16 protein-coding genes are annotated in these 18,376 nt (G+C 57.4%); 7 read left to right on the top strand and 9 right to left on the bottom strand.

Translation table 11 applies throughout. The features are described from left to right. Positions 1–214 precede the first annotated feature (214 nt). On the top strand, positions 215–1,738 hold the full coding sequence (locus Poly24_RS18215) for a serine/threonine-protein kinase (protein ID WP_145098667.1): 1,524 nt from the start codon (positions 215–217) through the stop codon (positions 1,736–1,738). A gap of 58 nt (positions 1,739–1,796) precedes the next feature. On the opposite strand, the gene Poly24_RS18210 is transcribed toward Poly24_RS18215, so the two are convergent. Next, positions 1,797–2,540, bottom strand: a complete 744-nt coding sequence (locus Poly24_RS18210) for a nitroreductase family protein (protein WP_231753213.1) — start codon at positions 2,538–2,540, stop codon at positions 1,797–1,799. Positions 2,541–2,681: 141 nt separating this feature from the next. After that, positions 2,682–3,143 carry a hypothetical protein gene (locus tag Poly24_RS18205; protein WP_197452002.1) on the bottom strand — a complete coding sequence of 154 codons (462 nt, stop codon included), beginning with the start codon at positions 3,141–3,143 and terminating at the stop codon, positions 2,682–2,684. Between the two features lie 369 nt (positions 3,144–3,512). Here Poly24_RS18205 and Poly24_RS18200 point away from each other — a divergent pair, with 369 nt between their 5' ends. The 3 genes from Poly24_RS18200 (at position 3,513) to Poly24_RS18190 (ending at position 8,489) form a co-directional block, all read left to right on the top strand. After that, entirely contained in the window at positions 3,513–4,298 is a 786-nt protein-coding gene (locus Poly24_RS18200) for a hypothetical protein (protein ID WP_145098664.1), read from the top strand. Further along, entirely contained in the window at positions 4,295–5,377 is a 1,083-nt protein-coding gene (locus tag Poly24_RS18195) for an SAM-dependent methyltransferase (RefSeq protein ID WP_145098661.1), read from the top strand. Before Poly24_RS18200 ends, Poly24_RS18195 begins: the two co-directional genes overlap by 4 nt. 151 nt (positions 5,378–5,528) lie before the next feature. Then, entirely contained in the window at positions 5,529–8,489 is a 2,961-nt protein-coding gene (locus tag Poly24_RS18190; protein ID WP_145098658.1) for an FAD-binding and (Fe-S)-binding domain-containing protein, read from the top strand. Here Poly24_RS18190 and Poly24_RS18185 read toward each other — a convergent pair. The 3 genes from Poly24_RS18185 to Poly24_RS18175 form a co-directional block, all read right to left on the bottom strand. After that, positions 8,486–9,043: a hypothetical protein gene (locus Poly24_RS18185; RefSeq protein ID WP_145098655.1), complete on the bottom strand. Its 558-nt coding sequence runs from the start codon at positions 9,041–9,043 to the stop codon at positions 8,486–8,488. The two genes, Poly24_RS18190 and Poly24_RS18185, sit on opposite strands and share 4 nt — an antisense overlap. Positions 9,044–9,073: 30 nt before the next feature. Next, positions 9,074–9,805 carry a zinc ribbon domain-containing protein gene (locus Poly24_RS18180; protein WP_145098653.1) on the bottom strand — a complete coding sequence of 244 codons (732 nt, stop codon included), beginning with the start codon at positions 9,803–9,805 and terminating at the stop codon, positions 9,074–9,076. A gap of 140 nt (positions 9,806–9,945) precedes the next feature. Further along, positions 9,946–10,713: a hypothetical protein gene (locus Poly24_RS18175; protein WP_145098650.1), complete on the bottom strand. Its 768-nt coding sequence runs from the start codon at positions 10,711–10,713 to the stop codon at positions 9,946–9,948. Positions 10,714–11,136: 423 nt separating this feature from the next. Between Poly24_RS18175 and Poly24_RS18170 the strand changes: the two genes are divergently transcribed. Next, positions 11,137–11,532, top strand: a complete 396-nt coding sequence (locus Poly24_RS18170) for a hypothetical protein (RefSeq protein ID WP_145098648.1) — start codon at positions 11,137–11,139, stop codon at positions 11,530–11,532. Positions 11,533–11,754: 222 nt separating this feature from the next. Beyond that, positions 11,755–12,801, top strand: coding sequence for a transglutaminase-like domain-containing protein (locus Poly24_RS18165; protein ID WP_145098645.1), 1,047 nt, complete (start codon positions 11,755–11,757; stop codon positions 12,799–12,801). 3 nt (positions 12,802–12,804) lie between these two features. Here the strand turns inward: Poly24_RS18165 and Poly24_RS18160 are convergent, their stop codons facing one another. The 4 genes from Poly24_RS18160 to Poly24_RS18145 form a co-directional block, all read right to left on the bottom strand. Then, a complete protein-coding gene (locus Poly24_RS18160; RefSeq protein WP_145098642.1) occupies positions 12,805–13,218 on the bottom strand; it encodes a hypothetical protein in 414 nt (137 codons plus the stop codon). A gap of 49 nt (positions 13,219–13,267) precedes the next feature. Beyond that, positions 13,268–14,647, bottom strand: a complete 1,380-nt coding sequence (locus Poly24_RS18155) for a sigma-54-dependent transcriptional regulator (protein WP_145098639.1) — start codon at positions 14,645–14,647, stop codon at positions 13,268–13,270. Next, positions 14,625–16,250 (bottom strand): sensor histidine kinase, encoded by a 1,626-nt coding sequence (locus tag Poly24_RS18150; protein WP_145098636.1) that lies wholly within the window; start codon positions 16,248–16,250, stop codon positions 14,625–14,627. The genes Poly24_RS18155 and Poly24_RS18150 overlap by 23 nt, the downstream gene beginning before the upstream one ends. A gap of 154 nt (positions 16,251–16,404) precedes the next feature. Then, positions 16,405–17,649: a PP2C family protein-serine/threonine phosphatase gene (locus tag Poly24_RS18145; protein WP_231753212.1), complete on the bottom strand. Its 1,245-nt coding sequence runs from the start codon at positions 17,647–17,649 to the stop codon at positions 16,405–16,407. A gap of 234 nt (positions 17,650–17,883) precedes the next feature. Between Poly24_RS18145 and Poly24_RS18140 the strand changes: the two genes are divergently transcribed. Continuing rightward, the gene (locus Poly24_RS18140) at positions 17,884–18,375 is read left to right on the top strand and encodes a PEGA domain-containing protein (protein WP_231753211.1); all 492 of its coding nucleotides are present in this window, start codon (positions 17,884–17,886) and stop codon (positions 18,373–18,375) included. The last annotated feature ends 1 nt before the right edge of the window (position 18,376 follow it).

Here is an 18,376-nt window from a genome sequence, read left to right as displayed (position 1 = left end):
TGCCTGAAACGGGCAAATGCCTTCTTTTTATGCCAATCTTCGGCCGCTTCACGGAACGTTAACGCAGTCTTCATGCGTTTCCACATCGACGCGGCTACCCTACAGGCCTACAACTTGGGTTGCGTAACTGGGGCGATGGTATGCCCCGTAGGCGGCACAAGCATCGTCCACCCTCGAACGTTTTTTGCAACGGGCAAACCGCAGTGCGAGCAAGATGACCACCACGACAACGACGCGCGATTTTGTTCGACGATTGCGTCGCAGCGAGCTAATGGAGCTTGATTCGCTGCGGAAGTCGCTTGCGGCCATCCAAACGAAACATGGCGGTCAGTTGCCTGAGGATGTGAAGGTCCTCGCCGAAGATTTGATTGGCGGCGGGGCGATCACCCAGTGGCAAGCCAAGAACCTGCTATCGGGACGCTGGAAAGGTTTTTTCTTAGGCAAATACAAGTTGCTGCGCCAGTTGGGCGTGGGGGGAATGAGCGCGGTCTTTTTGGCCGAACACGCGGTGATGCGGCGACGCGTCGCGATCAAGGTGCTACCGCGTCGACGACTCAGCAATCCTCTGAACCTTTCTCGGTTCCAACAAGAAGCGCGGACCTGCGCGATGTTGAATCATCCCAACGTGGTCCAGGTGATCGATTTCGATCGTGTCGACGACCAGCATTTTATGGTCATGGAATTTGTCGACGGGATGGATTTGCAACGTTTGGTTCAGCAGCAGGGGCCATTGCGGTTGCATCGCGTGCTGGAATACCTGCGCTGCAGCGCGTCGGGTTTACAGCACGCTCACGAACGTGGCATCATCCACCGCGATATCAAGCCGCTGAATATTCTGATCCATCGCGATGGCGTGCTGAAGATTTCCGATCTCGGTTTGGCGCGGTTACGGTACGACGAAGATCCCTCGTTGTCGGGCGAGACACCAGGCGTGTTGGGGACCGCTGATTACGTCGCCCCCGAACAGATTCGAGCCAGTCATTTGGCCGATGGTCGATCCGACCTGTACAGTCTCGGGTGTACCCTCTATTTCATGCTCACCGGCCGCGCGCCATTCGCGCAAGGAACGGTGCAGGAGCGAATCGCGCGGCACCAAACGATGCCGCCGCCGGATCCTCGCAAGCTACGGTCGGACTGTCCTACCGAGCTGGCGGAAATCTGTATGCGTTTGATGGCCAAGAGCCCCGAAGACCGCTACCCCACCGCGACGCTTTTGTTGCAAGCGATCGATCGCGTGCAATGGAATTTCACTTCTTCGGGCGTGCCGATCTCGATCCCCGAACATTCACCGCAGGAGTCGCTGTCGTCGATCGTCACCGATTCGAACAGTGGGTCGAGTGCTGGAGGGGCCCATCCGGTCTCCGATTCACCGTTTGATGATTTTTCACTCTCGAACACCTCCGATGATGGCAGCGATGCGAGCCTGGATGATTTGTTGACGGGGATTGACCTGCCCACCGTGATGCCCGCCACCGCGGCGAACTTCCAATCGCTACCGGCTGCCTCCGCACACACCTTTGCTTCCGCGGTGACCGTGCCGAAACCCAAGTCGGCTGCAACCGATGCTTCGCAAAACAAAACGATCATCTACGCCGGGATTGGGATGGCGGCGTTCGCCGTCGTTTTCAGCGTGGTCATGTCGATCGTGTTCGTCTTCTCGCCCGAGGATAAGGGACGCGGGATGATCAAACGTTCCGAAGGCGGGAAAACCGGCAACGTCGTGATTATTGGCAACTGATGCTTGCCCGTCGACGAATCATCGCTGGGGGCATTCGGAAGGATTGTCTTCGCATCGACTACTCTGTTTCCCACCGCACTTTGTCGGCGATCGGCTGGCGCGTCCCCGCGGGCCAGTCCGTGGCCGGGTAGCCCACATAAAACAGTCCTAGCACGCGGTCCTCTTCTCCTAGTCCGACGAAGTTTCGCATCGCGTCGCTGCAGGCAGCCGGGTTGGACGACCAAAAGCCACCCAGGCCAAGCGCGGTCGCCGAAAGATGGATGTTCTGTACGGCGCAAGCGACGGCGGCGATTTCGTCGATCTCCGAGATCTTTTTGCTGGGCTGGCGTTTCATGCCGATCGCAATGACCAGTGGCGCAAGGGTGGGGTTGACGGCAAAACTGTCGAATTTGTTCTGCTTGAATTCGCCCGGCGGAGTGATTTCGCGGTAGGTTTGCGCCAGCATCTGCGCCAGCCGTTTCCGTGCGTCGCCAAGAAAGACCGTGAACCGCCAAGGTTCGGTCAGCCCATGCGTCGGCGCCCAATTGGCGTCTTCCAAAAGGGTCTGAATTTGATCGCGATCGATGGGCCGCGCGTCCATTTGGGCGGGCTTGATCGTGCGTCGCGTGCGAATCAATTGATGGATCGATGGTGGCTGCATGTGGCTTTCCGCTGCGGGAAGGTTGGTCGAGAGATAGATCCCGAAATCGTACCCGAACCAACACCACGGCACCAACCTGTGACCACCCGAAGACGGCGCCGCTTGCCGTGGGTGTTCAGCCAGCGTTCCCACGAAGCGATCGGTCGCGTCGCCGTGAAGCACGCGTTTCGAGGTATCGTCAGCGATCCCGTTCAGGAACGTCTGCGAACCCCGAGCGGTCGTCGCGGGGAGCGGTTTCCACGCGATCGTTCATAGGAGGGTGTCTGTGAACCCGTTCGTTTATCGGCCGCGATCGCCAATGCGCTAGGGCAGTTGCGGTCGTTCTTCGGAAACCGCCACTTCGGAAGCCGTAGGCCGTTTGCTGGGTTCCCGCAGGACCGGCTTCAGTAAACCGATGCGTTGTTCTTGCGGAAGCAGTTGACGGTTGCTGCGCTCGGGGTCCACTTGCGACCACGTTTCTCGATAGGCCGGAGACCGCACGCTTCGTAGGATGCCATCGTCGTGCCAGACACAGCGGTATCCGACAGGCTTCCACGACTTTTGCGGTAGCTGTTCGGGGTCTTTGACCAACCGCCATGCTTTAACGTGGAAGCGATTGTGAGTCCGCGACCACTGATAGAAGATGACTTGGTCGAACACATGCCGACCTTGTTCATCAAAGAAATGATTCAGTTCGATCAGATCGACCTGTTCATCCGCCGACTGGGTGTCGGGAATCGCTGCGGCGACAACGCCGAACAGCAAAAGTAGAGCCATGCCACTCATGATTTTCCTCCGTGAGCAAGTTGCGGTTGCAACAAACCTTCGTGGTGCTCAGATATCGGTGGCAGGGCGGTATCTCAATGTTGTAAAAACATCTGAGCAGTTCAACCTCTATCGTTAGTTTATCGGCCGGTCAAGGGCATGATGGCTACGAAAGCTGACTGTTTTGTATTGAGGCCGGGCCAGCGGGGCCTGTTTTGATGCAGCGATGGCGGTGTTCAGGGGGGACTTCGATCTGGAATCGATCGCGTGGTTCTGTTAGCTTCGGCGAGGCTGCGAAGTCTGCTGCGCGTGTTGGTTCGATTCAACCGACGCGGTGGCTTACCGCCACCACTTCGGAGACTTCATTTGAAAGGGATTGGAATGTTGGTCATGGAACCCATGCGACGGACTGCCGCGTTGATGTTGACCCTTGTCGGAATGTGCGCTGTTCTTGGGACAGGTCCGTTGGCGGCGCAGTCGAGCGATCATCCCAGCCTTCGCGCGGAAACAAAAATCTATTTCGATGGTCGCAAGCCGGCGCTGGTGGGCGAAACGCTGACACTGTTCGATACCGGCATCGCTTACGATATTCAGTTGCCGGAAAAATCGCAGATTACGGTTTTTGATATCCCTCGTTCGAGGGTCGTGTTGCTCGACGCCACCACGCAGCAACGGACGACGATCGGCTGTGACGATCTGGTCCGTTACATGACAGCCCTTCGCCAGCAAGCCTTGGAAACGGGCAAAGCCGATGCGATTGGTGTCAGCACGCAGCCGATCAGCGATCCGCAAACCGGGGTGGTGCAGGCTGGATTCCCTGGTTTTCTGTACATCGCCGAAACGCAAGCGGCCTCACAACCGGGACTTTCGAAGATTTACAACGACTTCACCGGCTGGGCGACGCGGTTGAATATGTATCAAAATCCTCGTGGGGCCCCCTTCGCCCGCTTGGCTCTGAACGAACAGATGTCCGCCAGTGAGGTTTTGCCCAGCAAAATCACGCTGCGGGCGACCGTTGGCGATCAAACCGAAACATTGCGATCGGAACATCAATTTAGTCCGATGTTGTCGGTACAAGACCGGGCGCTGATTTCGCAAATCGGTGGTATGCTAGTAAGTTTCCAAGATGTACCCGCCGACCAATTCCGCACCCCTCGGGTTGCGCAAAATGAATGACCAACCAGCCGCCCGCCCCCAATGCGTTCTGTTTTTTATGCTGCCAGCAAGGTTCCGAACCAGCGCTCAAGGCGGAACTTGACGATCGCAAGTGGCGGCTCGCCTTTTCACGCCCTGGATTCGTAACGCTTAAAAACGTCGCCGCCGATTCTGGCGAGGCCGAATCTGCCCAGGCGACGCTCCCTTCGGGGATCTTCATCCGCACCGCCTCGTGGTCGATCGGTAAGGTTGCCGGTGAGGAATCCGATAGGTTGGCTGGCCAGTTGAGCGAGCTATTGCGGGAGGCCAATCTTCCCAAGCCCGACCTGTTACATCTCTGGGGACGCGATCGATTGCCCGTTGGCGAACGCGGCTTCATGCCCGGCAATGAACCGCTGACCGAAGCGGTGGCCGATTTCTTGGCCGCGAAACTGCACGAAGAGGATTTGATCGCATCGCCGATGGCGAATCAGATCGCGCGTCCCGGCGATCGCGTGCTGGATGTCGTGATGGTCGAATCCAATCAGTGGTGGGTCGGTTGGCACGAAGTTGTCAGCGCGGTCGATCGTTGGCCCGGCGGAACGTTTCCGATGAATCGCGACCGAGAGGTCATCTCGCGGGCCTACTATAAAACCTCCGAAGCGATCGCCTGGAGCGGTTTCCAGTTGCATGAAGGGGACCAAGTGGTCGAGATCGGCAGCGCTCCCGGCGGCTCGGTGCAACGGCTCCTGGAACTGGGGCTGCACGTCACCGGGATCGATCCTGCGGAGATGGACGAATCGATCATGGAGCACAGCAATTACCGACATTTCCGGGCACGCGGTGGCGACATCAAACGCCACCATTATGCGAAAACCCGATGGTTGTTGGTCGATTCAAACGTGAAACCTGAAAAGACGCTGACCACGGTCGAGAACATTGTCCAGCATCGCGATACGTCGATCACCGGAATGCTGTTAACGCTGAAGTTGAGTTCCTATGAACGGGCAATTGATATTCCGATCTGGTTGGATCAGATTCGATCGTGGGGCTACACCAACATCCGCGCACGCCAACTGGCAACCGGGCGAACCGAAATCTGCGTGGCGGCCAGCATTTGAGCCGTCCGCGCGAAATTCCCACCTTTAAAAGACCACTCGTGATGGCGTGCTTCGCGGCGGTGTGCATCGGCGAAGCTGTCCGGCACGAGTTTATTTCCCACCTGTGATTTGGGCAGGGCGCGAGGTCCTGCGAGAGTAGTAGATCGAACCCATGCAAGATCGTCTTCAGTCGTCGCTTGTCGCATTGCAGTCACAGCTCGAAGGGGAGTTGCGTATCGACACGGTCGCGCGCACCGTCTATTCGACCGATGCGTCGCTGTATCAAGAAACCCCGTTGGCGGTGGCGATTCCCAAAACCGAAGCCGATCTGCGGCAGTTGATCCTGTTTGCCGCCGAGCACAAGATCGGCCTGATCCCGCGAGCCGCCGGCACCTCGTTGGCCGGCCAAGTCGTCGGCGCGGGGATCGTCGTGGACATCTCCCGCCACTTCACGCAGATCCTCGAGATCGATCGCGAAGCGGGGTGGGCACGTGTGCAGCCGGGAGTGATTCGCAACGAATTGAACATGGCGTTGCAACCGCATGGGATGCTGTTTGGTCCCGAGACGTCGACTCAGAATCGAGCGATGTTGGGCGGCATGTTTGGCAATAATTCGTGTGGATCGAATTCGATCGTCTACGGCAGTACTCGCGACCACGTTTTGGAAGTCCGTGGGTTCTTGAGCGATGGCAGCGAAGCGACCTTCACCGCGCTCAGCGACGAAGACTTTGCGGCGAAATGCGCTCTGGAGAATGATTCGTTGGAGTCGCAGATCTATCGCGGGATTCGAGATCTTTTGAGTCAACCGGAGGTTCGCGAAGAGATCGATCGCGAATTTCCCAAGCCACAGATTCCGCGACGCAACACGGGATATGCTGTCGATCTATTGATGGATGCATCGCCGTTGGCACCGGCCGACGCGCCGAGCGAAAAACCGTTCGATTTTTGCAAGTTGTTGGCGGGGTCCGAAGGAACGCTGTTCTTCGCCACCGAGATCAAAGTGCGTTGCCTGCCGTTGCCGCCACCGGCGTCGGCGCTATTGTGCCCGCATTTCGTATCGGTCGACGAATCGCTACGAGCGACTTTGTTGGCGGTCAAGCATTCGATACATGCGTGCGAACTGGTCGATCACTTTGTTCTCAGCGGTGCGGCTCGCAATCGGGAGCAACGCGCCAACATGAGTTTTGTCGACGGAACGCCGGGAGCGATTCTGGCGATTGAATTCCGTGCTGACACCGATCAACAGGCCGTTGCCGCGGCGGAGCGGTTGGCGACGGAGATGAAAGCGGCCGGGTTGGGGTATCATTTTCCTGTCTTAACCGGAGACGACACGAACAAAGTGTGGGATCTCCGCAAAGCGGGCTTGGGGATTCTCAGCAACGTGGTCGGCGATGCGAAACCTTGTGCCGTGATCGAGGATACCGCGGTTGCGATCGAAGACCTGCCCGAGTTTATTGCGGAATTTAATCGCCGGCTGAAGACCAAACATGGATTGGAGTGTGTGCACTACGCGCACGCTGGATCGGGGGAGATCCATCTGCGGCCGATTATCAACCTCAAGACCGACGCCGGGAACCAACAGTTTCGCGCGGTCGCGCAGGAGATCGCCGATTTGGTCAAAGAATATCGCGGGTCGCTTAGTGGCGAACATGGCGATGGCCGATTGCGTGGTGAGTTTCTGGAACAGATGATCGGTGCGAAAAACTACCAAGTGATCCGGCAGATCAAACGGTTGTGGGATCCCGAGAATCGCTTCAATCCTAACAAGATCGTCGATACGCCGCCGATGAATTCAAGCCTGCGATACAAGCCGGGGCAGGCGACGCCGGAGATTCCAACGGTGCTGGATTTCAGCGGTACCGAAGGCGTGTTGCGTGCGGCTGAGCTGTGCAACGGTTCGGGAGACTGCCGCAAGACGCAGCTGTCCGGCGGCACGATGTGCCCTAGTTACATGGCGACTCGCAACGAACAGGACACGACGCGGGCGCGGGCGAACATGCTGAGGCATGTTTTGACGGCAGCCGATGGGGATCGATTCCCGTTTGACAGTGAAGAGGTCCGTCAGGTGATGGATCTTTGCTTGTCGTGCAAGGGCTGTAAGCGAGAGTGTCCGTCGAACGTCGATGTTGCCAAACTGAAGGCAGAGTTTCAACAAGGCTATTACGATGCGCATGGCGTTCCTCGGCGGGCCAAATTGATCGCAAACTTTGCCCGCAACAGCCAGATGGCAGCGATCGCCCCGTGGATGTTCAACTTCATCGTCCGCAATCCCGTGACCTCGCGGATTTTCAAACGCTTCGCCGGTTTTGCCGAAAAGCGTTCGCTGCCAACGATGCACCGAACAACGCTGCGTCGTTGGTTCGCCAAGCATACCCCGCACGCGGCAGCGGGGAAAAACGGCCGCGTGCTGTTGTTCTGCGATGAATTCACCAATTACAACGATACGCCCGTCGGGATCGCGGCGGTCGAGTTGTTGGAACGATTGGGGTACGCTGTCGAGATTCCCGAGCATCGCGAGAGCGGACGGGCAGCGTTGTCCAAGGGATTGCTGCGGCAGGCGCGGGAGGTTGCCGAAGAGAACGTCCGTCTCTTGAAGGATCGCGTCAGCGCAGACCTTCCGTTGGTTGGTGTCGAGCCGTCGGCGCTGCTGAGCTTTCGCGACGAATACCCGGAACTGGTCCGCGGCGACCTGCGAGACGCGGCAGTGAAGATGAGTGAACACTGCTTGATGATCGATGAATTTTTGGCGCGGCAGATGGATGCGGGGCGGATTCCGTCCGACGCGTTCACCGATACGCAGCGGACGATCCGCTTGCATGGTCACTGTCATCAGAAGGCTTTGGCATCGCTGGCACCCACGGTGCGGATGCTTCAATTGCCACGGAACTACACCGTGCGATTGATTCCGTCGGGGTGCTGCGGCATGGCGGGATCCTTCGGATACGAGCAAGAGCACTACGATTTGTCGATGCAAATCGGCGAATTGGTTTTGTTTCCAACGGTTCGCAAGGAACCGGCGGAGAACCTAATCGCCGCGCCGGGGACCAGTTGCCGTCATCAGATCGCCGATGGCACCGGCCGCAAAGCCGAACATCCGGTGCAGATTCTCCGCGATGCGTTGCGACCGGTTTAGGCCGCGTGGCGAATCGTTTGTTCCATCCACGTGACCACTTTGCCCTGTGTGGCGACACGCGTTGCCAACAACAGGATCATGAAGACGGCGATGCCCAGGCAGATCGCGTTGGATGTTAAGAAAAACACGACGGTCGCCAGCATGGCGGGGCCTTCCAACAACGCTGCACCCACGATGTGCGCGGTTTGGTAACGGGCCAACATCAACGCTTCGGGTTCGGTCAGTGGAGCCATGGGATCGATCGTCGGATGGTTCGCGTCGTCGCGTAATTTGCGAGCCCGCGAAGCGTGCTGTTCGGCCGACCGTCGCAGCATCGACGGTAAAATCACCGAAACGGCGGTGCTCAGCATTGCAACGGCCATGACGACAATCACCAGCGGTTCGAGATTGGTTTTGAGGACCGCATCGTCGCGGAGCATTGTCATCACAACCAGGATCACCGAGATATTGATCGCGCCAAACAGTAAAGCGATCGAGATGATCTGCATCGTCAACACCGACTTGCTGAGCGTCTCTGGCAGTGCGTGATGTCGTTGGCCAAATTTGGAATTCATGGTGCAAACGGCCCAACAATCGGGAAGGGGTTATTCGGAAACCGAATCGGCGGTCATGTAAAGGATCGCCCCGCAGGTGGGACAACAGATGAAGTGGGACAACATCAATCGGTTCAGGACTTGGGGGGCAAAGGTAGCGCCACAGTTGCCGCACGATTGACCTTCGACATGCGCCAATCCATCTTCACCATGGCTGCGAATCAAGCGTTGGTAGATCTCGACCGCATCGTCGGGAAGCTGTTCTTCGGCGACCGCGAGTTCCTCCATGACACGTTCGCGTTCGGCAGTGGCGACCGACACCCGCGCATCGACTTCGCTTTGTAACGACGCATGGTCCGCTTCGCGTTGATTTAAATCTTCGGTGCGGAGTTTCAATTCCCGCCCCAATTCATCGATCTTTTCCATCGCTTCGAGGATTTCATCGGCCAATACGCCGTTGGCTTGTTGGTCGGCAGCGATCTGTTCTTTGAAGGTTTGGAATTCGCGATTGCTTGCCGCGGTGTTCAATTTGGCTTTGAGATCGGCAACCCGTTGTTCGCGTTCTTTCAATTGCAACTGTTTTCGATCGCACGCGATCTTGGCCTGTTGCAGCGCATCCTTGGCTTGTTGTTCGGAGGCTTTTAACGTTTCGATCGCCTTAATCCCCGCTTGTAGTTGGCGTGGGCCACGACCGATTTGGCTGTTCAGTTCGGTCAACTTCTTATGAATGTGATGCAGCGTGCTAACCGTCGAGTGCGAAATTTTATGCGGAGCATCAGACATGAGAAATTAACCGTCGATCGGAGGGAAAAGGTTTTATCAACAGAATGGGGCGCCCCGATGGGTTCGTCAAGACGGCTGGACCGGCGGGGCTCGCGTCGCAATCGACGTACATCCGCCGCGAAACGCGCGGTGGTGGAAAACTAATTGGCAATCGTCAGTTGAATCGTTTCGGCTTCGTTGATCTCAAGCGACGCCGCGATCATCTCAGCTGCATTGCAACAGGGTTCGAAATACTTCAGTTCGTCGTGGAGAATTCCCACGGATCCGCCACAATCTTTGGCGTGAATCTCAATCGGCAGTTGATCCGATCGTTTAGCCAGCGGTCCGAGTCCGGCAAACCCGAGTGCCGTTGGATTGTGGTACTTGCTGACCATCGCATACAGGCTGAGGACTCGGTCCCTACTATTATAAAAAAGGTTCATGGCGCCGATGTTCTCTACCGCTTTGCCGTGCATCTGACCGCGTCCCAGCCAGTGCCGGTCGAGCGCCGGAGCCACCAGGTGGATGCCGATTCGAGCGCCTAGCAGCGGTTGCCCTGGGAGCGTACGGCCTTTAATCGCACCTCCGGCAGCCGTGTGCAGGGCGCCGGTAACAATCCGTCCACCGAAACTGTAGCCGACCATTTCTAACCGATCAGGGGCGGGGAAGTGTTGCAGCACCCGACCGGCATATAATGCTTGGGTATCGGCCCGATCGGCTTTGGATCGAACATCGGTCAGCGGATTCAGGATCGGATCGCTGGGCCAGCTCCACAAAATCCAACGGATCTTGGTTTGGTTGTGGCAACGTCGATTCACGTAACGGTAGATCCGTAACGATCGATCGATTGCTTCTTGGGCGGTAAAGCGGTTCCCGTGAAAGTAGATCACGTTGAGGTACGAACGATCTTCGGCGACACGTGAATACAAACCATCGACACTATCGTGTTGGAGGCCCCGACCCTGATGGTATCGAAATACTTTGAGATTCGGATTTTCTAGGTTAGCGCAACAGGCAGCGCTACTGATGCAACGTGTGTTGAGGACCCAATATTCGTCCCCGTCACGAAGCATCCGCGCATGGCCTTCGCTGGCACTAAGAATCATCAATATCGACGCGAACGCCATGGTCGCGAGCGATCGGAAACCTATCGATTGCAAAGCATCGATACGGTTCGATGACCGCGGGATGTTTACAAAACGCACCGCACCTTTCTCCGTTGCATCAAACCTGACAATGATGTTGCAAAAAAACCTCATTCTTGCTTGCACGCGTAATCCCACAACCTAGAGTTGTGCGGCTTAAAGAAGCTGCACGGTTTTTAACTCAAAATTAGGGATTAGGTGAGAACAATGAATGCACGATTTGTAACGCTTGTAGCTGTTGTTTCGTTGGCCGCATTGACCGGCTGCACCGGCATGGGGAACGGCTTTTGTAGTGGTGTTGGCGCTCCCTGTGGTGCGGCTTGTGCCGCGGCAGCCACTCCAGCGTACGACTACGCTCCGGCCATGGAAGCCGGATGCGGTTGTGGAACCGATTCCTATTCGGGGTACGCAGGCGGTGTGGTTACCGATGGGTATTCCAACGGGATTGGGTCTTATAATGACTATGGCTACCAAGGCGGTTGGCAATCGAGCCAAGGGGTTCCGCAACCTGGACAATATGTCGACGGCGGTTATGTCGTTCCCAACGGTCCTGGAACCAACATGGCTCCCGCACCTCAACTGCCACAACCGGCGAACAACTAAACTTGCTCGGACCGTGTTTGCGATCCGTGCGATTATTTCGCAGTGCAATACGGTTGTCATCGGACTCGACAACCGCATCTCTTCAGATCAGCATAGAGAAAGCCGGTCAACTTGGCCGTGCCACCAAAATGGATTGTGCTGCGTGTTCGGAGCGTAGCGGTCGTCGAACAGCCGCTGTCACCGAAGTGCACTATTGTTCCTATCCGAAACAGGCCGCGCCCGATGACTTATCCCATCCATCCTCGTCGCCAGCCCCAACCACGCCCTACGCTTGGTCACGATCTTCGGCGATCGTTGGGTTCCACCCATGCGCCTCTGTCGCGACGTTCGCTGCTATTAGTCGCCGCGGCTTGCTGTGCGCCCTCCGCGGTTGGGCAAGAGACAACCGCGACGGCCGACGACGCGCGGTTGGAGTTCGTGGCTCCCGAAAAACAATTGTGGCAAGTCGGCGTGAAAGTGATGACCGCCGGATCGTTGTGCGAAGAGATCTACGCAACCTTTCCGGTCCCAACCGAATGGCCCGAGCAAAACGTCCAAGTCGTCGACCAGAGTCTCAGCCGTTATGTCGATCGCTGGGATACACGCGACATGCTGGGCGGTGCCAAACAGGTGTTGGTTCGGATGGTCAACGTTCCCCCCAACACCGCTTCGGACGCGCTGTTCACCTTTGAAGTGACCAAGTCACGGATAAAAAACGTGGGGGAAATCAACGATCTTGTGATTCCTCAAAAGGTCGAACGCGAGGAGCGTGTTTTTCTTGGCAGCAGTCCCTACATCGATCCACGGCATGGCAAGATCCGCAAGATCGTGAACGAATTGCCGGCGACCGACGACCAAACCCCATGGCAACAGGTCGAACAGATCTATGATTGGGTCCGCGATCATGTCGAGTATCGCGAAGGCGAAATCAAAACCGCCGTCGAAGCGCTCGACGATGGCTACGGCGATTGCGAAGAATTGACAAGTTTGTTTGTCGCGATCTGTCGCGCTAAAAAGATCCCCGCGCGGATGGTCTGGATCCCTGGACATTGCTACCCAGAATTCATGCTGCACGATGCCAGTGGCACACCTCATTGGTTTCCTTGCCAGGCGGCGGGAACACGTCAATTTGGTGAGATGGATGAATACAAGCCGATCCTTCAGAAAGGGGATCGCTTCAAAGTTCCCGAACAGAAATCGGTGCAGCGTTATGTTGCCGAGTTCTGCAAAGTCAAAGCACGCTCGAAGCCGGATGTCACGTTCGTTCGCGAACTGAGCGACAGCGAATAGGCATTAGGCAAACGCGCGCATCAATCCAATCGCCAATACGATCAGATTGCCCATCGTGGCGGCCATGGCCAGAGTTGGTCTGCGTGTTGCCAAGGCCATCGCGCCGAGAAGACACCCGCCGCTGGCGATGATTGTCGATCCGATGGGAAAGGTCGCCAGCGACCCGAGTCCAAAGACGATCATGATCAGTGAAGCGAGCAATCCGCCGAGCATGGTTTCCCGCCACACGCCGGCTTCAAACGAGATCGTTTGCCCGACCCATTCCAACGGTAACGCCGTGCCGGGAGCGAACGGAGATCCGATTGGAATCTCGGCTGCCAATTCCGCCGCTTCCAAATCCGAAACCACACGCAGGTGCGAGACGGAACCCGCCACGGTGCGATCGCTGGCGGCGCGCGGGTCGGAATCGATATTCATTAAAAGTCACCTGCGGCAGCCAAAGTCCGACGCATCGGCGTCGCGAGGGTTACGCGGATTGTTTTTCCGCGGCAACCGTGTTCAGCTTGTTATACAGGGTTTTCAGGCTAATGCCCAGTTCCGCGGCGACCGCTGACTTGTTGCCGTCGTGACGCACCAACGCCTGTTCGATCGCAACGTTCTCCATCTCTCGCAGGCTCATCGGACTCGAACTGCGTAGCTCTTTCCGCAGTTGTCGGTCGCCAAAGTGACGCGGTAAGTGCTCGGGACGAATCGGCAGCGAATCGCACAAAATCACCGCGTGTTCAATCACATTGGCCAGTTCGCGAACGTTCCCCGGCCAGACATGCGCCATCAGCGCGGTCATCGTCTCGGGCGTGAACAGCTCCGCATCGGTCAGATTTTCCGTATTGAAGCGGCGCAGCAGGTGCCCTGCCAATTCAGGAATATCGCTAGCCCGTTCGCGGAGCGCCGGAACTTCGATTTCAAAGGTGTTGATCCGGAACATCAGGTCCTCCCGGAACTCCCCTTTCTCGACCATTTCTTCCAAATTGCGGTGGGTGGCGCAGACAACGCGGACATCGATCTTTTCAACTTGGCTGTCACCCACGCGGCGGATCTCACGCGATTCCAAGACACGCAGCAGCTTGGCTTGCATCGCCAACGGCAGTTCGCCGATCTCGTCCAAGAAAATCGTGCCGCCATCGGCAACTTGAAACAAGCCTGTCCGCGCGGCATCGGCGCCGGTGAATGCACCGCGACAGTGACCGAACAATTCGCTTTCGATCAGATTTTCGGGAAGCGCGCCACAGTTGATCGCCACAAACGATTCATTCGCCCGGCGGCTTTGATCGTGGACCGCACGTGCCACTAGTTCCTTGCCACAGCCGGTCTCGCCGCGGATCAGGACGGTGCTTTCGGTGGGGGCCACCTTGGCGATCAATTGGCTGACACGTTGCATCGATGGATGCTTGCCGATCAGTTGCGGGTCCCCTTCGGCGCGACGCAAACGCAGCTGCAACGCAGACATCTGTTTGCTGATCTGACGTCGTTCGGCCACACGGCCCAACAGCGTTGCCAGGTCGGCCAGCCGCGACGGCTTGGTCAGATAATCGAAAGCGCCACATTTGACTGCGATGATCGCCGATTCGGTGGTCGATTTGCCGGTCAACACGATCGCTTCGCACGTCGGTTGCAATTCTTTGGTCCGCTGTAGGACTTCGATCCCGTTCATGCCGGGCATGTCCAGATCGACGATGAGGCAATCGTAGGCCTGCTTTTCGACAGCTGCCAAAGCGGTTAAGCCATCGGGGCAAATCGTGACGGTGTGACCCATCCGCGGCAATTCGGCCCGCATCAGTTCTTGCAAGCCGGTTTCATCGTCAGCGAACAGGATCGATAAACCACTAGGCTGCGTTTTTTTGGACATCGGTTTCCACGGTTTGTTTTAAAGGGAGTGTGACTTCTAGGCGGGCGCCCCGTCCCGGTCCTTCGCTTTGTGCGGTCATCCGGCCGCCGTGCTGTTGGACGATTCGGTAGGAAATGCTCAAGCCCAATCCGGTGCCTTGGCCTTCTTTGCCGCTGGTGAAAAAGGGTTCAAACAAATGGGTTTGGACATGATCGTCCATGCCGCAACCATCGTCTTCGACAGTCATCACGGCGACATCGCCCCGTTGTCGCAGTCGCACGTCGATTGCGCCGTCGGTATCGACACTCTCTAACGCATTGGTCAACAGATTGAGGACGACCTGTTTGATCTCTTGGCCATTGATCGCCGCATTGACCTCTTCGGGGCAATCCAAGCGAATCGTCTTGCAGCGGTATTGGCCCAGTGTTCCGACCATCGCGACGACATCTTCGACCAAGTGCTTCAGGTCGGTCGGTTCTCGTTTGACATTCCCCAAGCGGCTGAAATCGAGCAGGTGTTCGGTGATCCCTTTGCAACGGAAGGCTTCGTCTTGAATCCGCCGCAGATTGGTTCGCAACGTGGACAATTGGTCGTCGTTCAACGGTTCGGTCGAATCGGTATCGTACAGCTGGTCGTGCAATCGGGATTCCAACGCTTCAGCGCTCCACGCGATCGATGCCAACGGATTGTTGATCTCGTGCGCGACCCCGGCGGCCAAGAACCCAACGCTGGCCAGTTGTTCGTTTCGGATCGCTTCATTGGTTCGCTTGCAGATCTCCTCTTCTTTGCCCGCGATCACGTTCTTCAGTTCCGATTCGGTGCTCAGGAACCGCGACGTCATGTCGTTCATCGACTGGGCGAGTTCCGCCAATTCGTCTCCCGTGCCCAGTTCGATGCGGTGATCGAAGGCCCCTTCGCTGATCGTCCGACTTCCCTTCAACAGCATGCCAAACGGTTTTACCACGACCCGATGGAACAGGAAAATCAGCGCGGCAAACATCCCAAACGCCAAGATCGAACATCCCCACATCCAGCCGATGACCATGCGGTAGAAGACGCGAACATCCTCGCGCAGGCTAAGCATGTGTTGCTGCAGAAAGGTGGGCAGTTGTTGCGCCGAATCGGCCAAGCTGTCGAGTTCGATTTCCAGGCGTGCGTAGTCGATTTCTTTGAGCGCCCAGTTTTCGGCGCGGACGATCTCGTCGATCCGTTCGAGCCCACGGAGCATCGCGTCGATCGTATGTCGCTCACGCGATCGGTCCGACAGCAGCGACGAGACATCGTCGCCAGCATCCAATTCCGACCGATACGCATTGGCCGAAGAGCGGACGTCGGCTACGCAGGTTCGGAATTGTTCGCGCTCGTTGGTCAACGAGATTCGGGCTAGCGGATTTTCGCTGCTGGAATGGTCGTGAATGTGGTGGTAGGTGTTCCGCAGTTGTTCGACGTCGCGAGTCAACGAGCTGGTCAGCGGAAGTTCGGCCGCACGATCACTGACGCTGCTGGCGAGTTGCCGGTAAGCGTAGATCGAAAGAAAACCGCCAACCGAAAGTGTCAAGACAATCGCGCACAGCAAGCCGAGGGCAATCAGCAGTTTCGTTCGGATTCTTAAATATCGGAGCACGCGCGACCCTCCGCAAAGATGAGACAAATGGCTGCGGAGTGTAGCAGGAAGCAAAATCTCGAGGCAAGAACAATCGAGTCCCTACCTGGTGTGAATCTTCAAAAGATGGGCGATCCGATCGTCCGCGCGTCGGCCGTAAATTAGAAGTCGTATATTAGAAGTCGATCGTCGAATCGCTGGCCTGACGGCGGTGCTGTTCGCGCAATTGTTCCATCGTGGCGATAATCGCCTCGGACTGAAGAGTGACCGCCTCCCGTGGCGAACCATTTTGCTGTGCCTGCTTGGACTTGAATTCCAATGCGTTGATTTCGCTCCAATCGACGGACCACTTCTTTTCCGCGGCCGCGTCGCGGAGTGCGTTGACGGTACCGATCAGGTTCCGAATCAGTGGACGGCTGTCGGAACAGTCGTACCGGCGGTAGGGGCTGGTGGTGCTTCGCGGGGTGTTGGAGCTTGGGGAAGCGGCTTGCTTGGGGCTGCCGACACCGATCAGCGTCAGGAGTCCGGCGATGCCACTAACCAATCCCGCTGCAGCGGCAGGGCCGTAGCTGCCCAGCAAGGCAAACACAATTGCCGCGAGCAGGCACGTGCCGGCAATCATTGCTAGCGGCATCGAAATTTGGAGCGGCTTGCGATGCGAGGGGGAGGAATTTCGAGCGCCGCTAGCGACGACTTCCGCATCGTCAACGCGGACAATGATGATCGTAATGTTGTCGGGGCCGCCACGAAGATTGGCGAGGTCGACCATCACGCGACAGGCATCCTTGGGGGGAAGGCAATCCATCAACACGCCGATTTCCACGTCGTCGACTTGCCCGGTCAGGCCGTCGCTGCACAGCAGAAACGTGTCGCCGGCTTGCAGCGGCCAAGGGCCTTCGACGTCGACCATCACTTGGGAATTGGGGCCCAACGAACGAGTGATCACGTTTTTGGGGATGTTGCGGCTGAGCTTCTTGTCGATCGGGCCGGCGGCTTCCATCTCCCAGACCAGACTGTGGTCGAAGGTCAGTTGTTCCAGCGATTGCTTGCGCAGTCTATAGACGCGGCTGTCGCCGACATGCCCTACCCAGGCGCCTTCGGGGCCAAGGACCAGGGAGCTGCCGGTGGTTCCCATGTTGTGGAACTCCGGGTTTTGTTGGCCTCGCTGGTAGATCTCTTGATTGGCTTCTAGGATCGCTTTGCGAAGCGCTTCGGGCACCGGAGCGTCGGAAGGGCGGAAGTAGTGGTGTGGGATCTGTTCGACAGCTAATTTGCTAGCCAATTCTCCCGCGGCGTGCGCACCCATCCCATCGGCCACAACAAACATGTGTCCGCGTCGCTGCCATCGATCGGGCGAGTCGGATATCTGGACGACGGCGGAATCCTGATTGTTCGCGCGACGCATGCCTACGTCGGACAAGATAGCGTGTTCGATGGGATCAGCCCTCTTTTCGGAATGTGCGTTTGCTAGCCCCGTGTCGCGGCCGAAACCTATTGTATTTAGTTCACTGCCGATCACCTAGCGGGCAATCGGTCTGGCGAGCGAGCCGGCCATATTACTACACTGCCACCGAATTCTGCGGAAACGGGGGACGCAGGCAGTCCTATATTAAGGCAAGCTATGAATGGTTTGGGGCCTCGGTGCACTTTATCGATGAACGTTTTAGTTGTCGTGATCGTCCTGATTTCGTCGGGATGTGTGCGTCGTCGGCTGATGGTCCGTACCGATCCCCCCGGTGCGTTGGTATCGGTCGACAATCAGGTTATCGGCAATTCTCCCGCAGCAACCCCGTTCGTTTATTACGGAACCCGTGAGGTCCGCGTTGAACGCGACGGTTACGAAACCCAAACGCTGCGGCATAAGATCAATCCCCCTTGGTACCAGTTGCCGGGTATCGATTTCATCGCGGAGACGTTGTGGCCGTTTGAGGTCCGCGACGAACGGGTGATCGACACCAAGATGGTCCCGCGCGTCAGCGAGCCCGCCGATGTGATTGCCGCGCGTGCCGACCAACTGCGATCCCAAACGCGCACCGGCGTCGCGACACCGTTGCCGCCGACCGCCATGCCGCCGACGGCTGTTCCGTTGCCGCCGAATTCCCAAACGCTTCCGTTTGGCGGCGTGCCGGCTCAAGTCTCACCGTAAC

This window comes from Rosistilla carotiformis, from assembly GCF_007753095.1.
Taxonomy (GTDB): domain Bacteria; phylum Planctomycetota; class Planctomycetia; order Pirellulales; family Pirellulaceae; genus Rosistilla; species Rosistilla carotiformis.
The sequence above is the reverse complement of the archived record's forward strand: the minus strand, read 5'-3'. Positions and strand labels throughout refer to the sequence as shown.

Bases quoted from the DNA above. Each gene is read 5' to 3' on its own strand.
- Poly24_RS18185 (WP_145098655.1), bottom strand. From the start codon at position 9,043: ATGAATTCCAAATTTGGCCAACGACATCACGCACTGCCAGAGACGCTC.
- Poly24_RS18140 (WP_231753211.1), top strand. From the start codon at position 17,884: ATGAACGTTTTAGTTGTCGTGATCGTCCTGATTTCGTCGGGATGTGTG.
- Poly24_RS18180 (WP_145098653.1), bottom strand. From the start codon at position 9,805: ATGTCTGATGCTCCGCATAAAATTTCGCACTCGACGGTTAGCACGCTG.
- Poly24_RS18170 (WP_145098648.1), top strand. From the start codon at position 11,137: ATGAATGCACGATTTGTAACGCTTGTAGCTGTTGTTTCGTTGGCCGCA.
- Poly24_RS18155 (WP_145098639.1), bottom strand. From the start codon at position 14,647: ATGTCCAAAAAAACGCAGCCTAGTGGTTTATCGATCCTGTTCGCTGAC.
- Poly24_RS18195 (WP_145098661.1), top strand. From the start codon at position 4,295: ATGACCAACCAGCCGCCCGCCCCCAATGCGTTCTGTTTTTTATGCTGC.
- Poly24_RS18160 (WP_145098642.1), bottom strand. From the start codon at position 13,218: ATGAATATCGATTCCGACCCGCGCGCCGCCAGCGATCGCACCGTGGCG.
- Poly24_RS18165 (WP_145098645.1), top strand. From the start codon at position 11,755: ATGACTTATCCCATCCATCCTCGTCGCCAGCCCCAACCACGCCCTACG.
- Poly24_RS18205 (WP_197452002.1), bottom strand. From the start codon at position 3,143: ATGAGTGGCATGGCTCTACTTTTGCTGTTCGGCGTTGTCGCCGCAGCG.
- Poly24_RS18200 (WP_145098664.1), top strand. From the start codon at position 3,513: ATGGAACCCATGCGACGGACTGCCGCGTTGATGTTGACCCTTGTCGGA.
- Poly24_RS18215 (WP_145098667.1), top strand. From the start codon at position 215: ATGACCACCACGACAACGACGCGCGATTTTGTTCGACGATTGCGTCGC.
- Poly24_RS18190 (WP_145098658.1), top strand. From the start codon at position 5,529: ATGCAAGATCGTCTTCAGTCGTCGCTTGTCGCATTGCAGTCACAGCTC.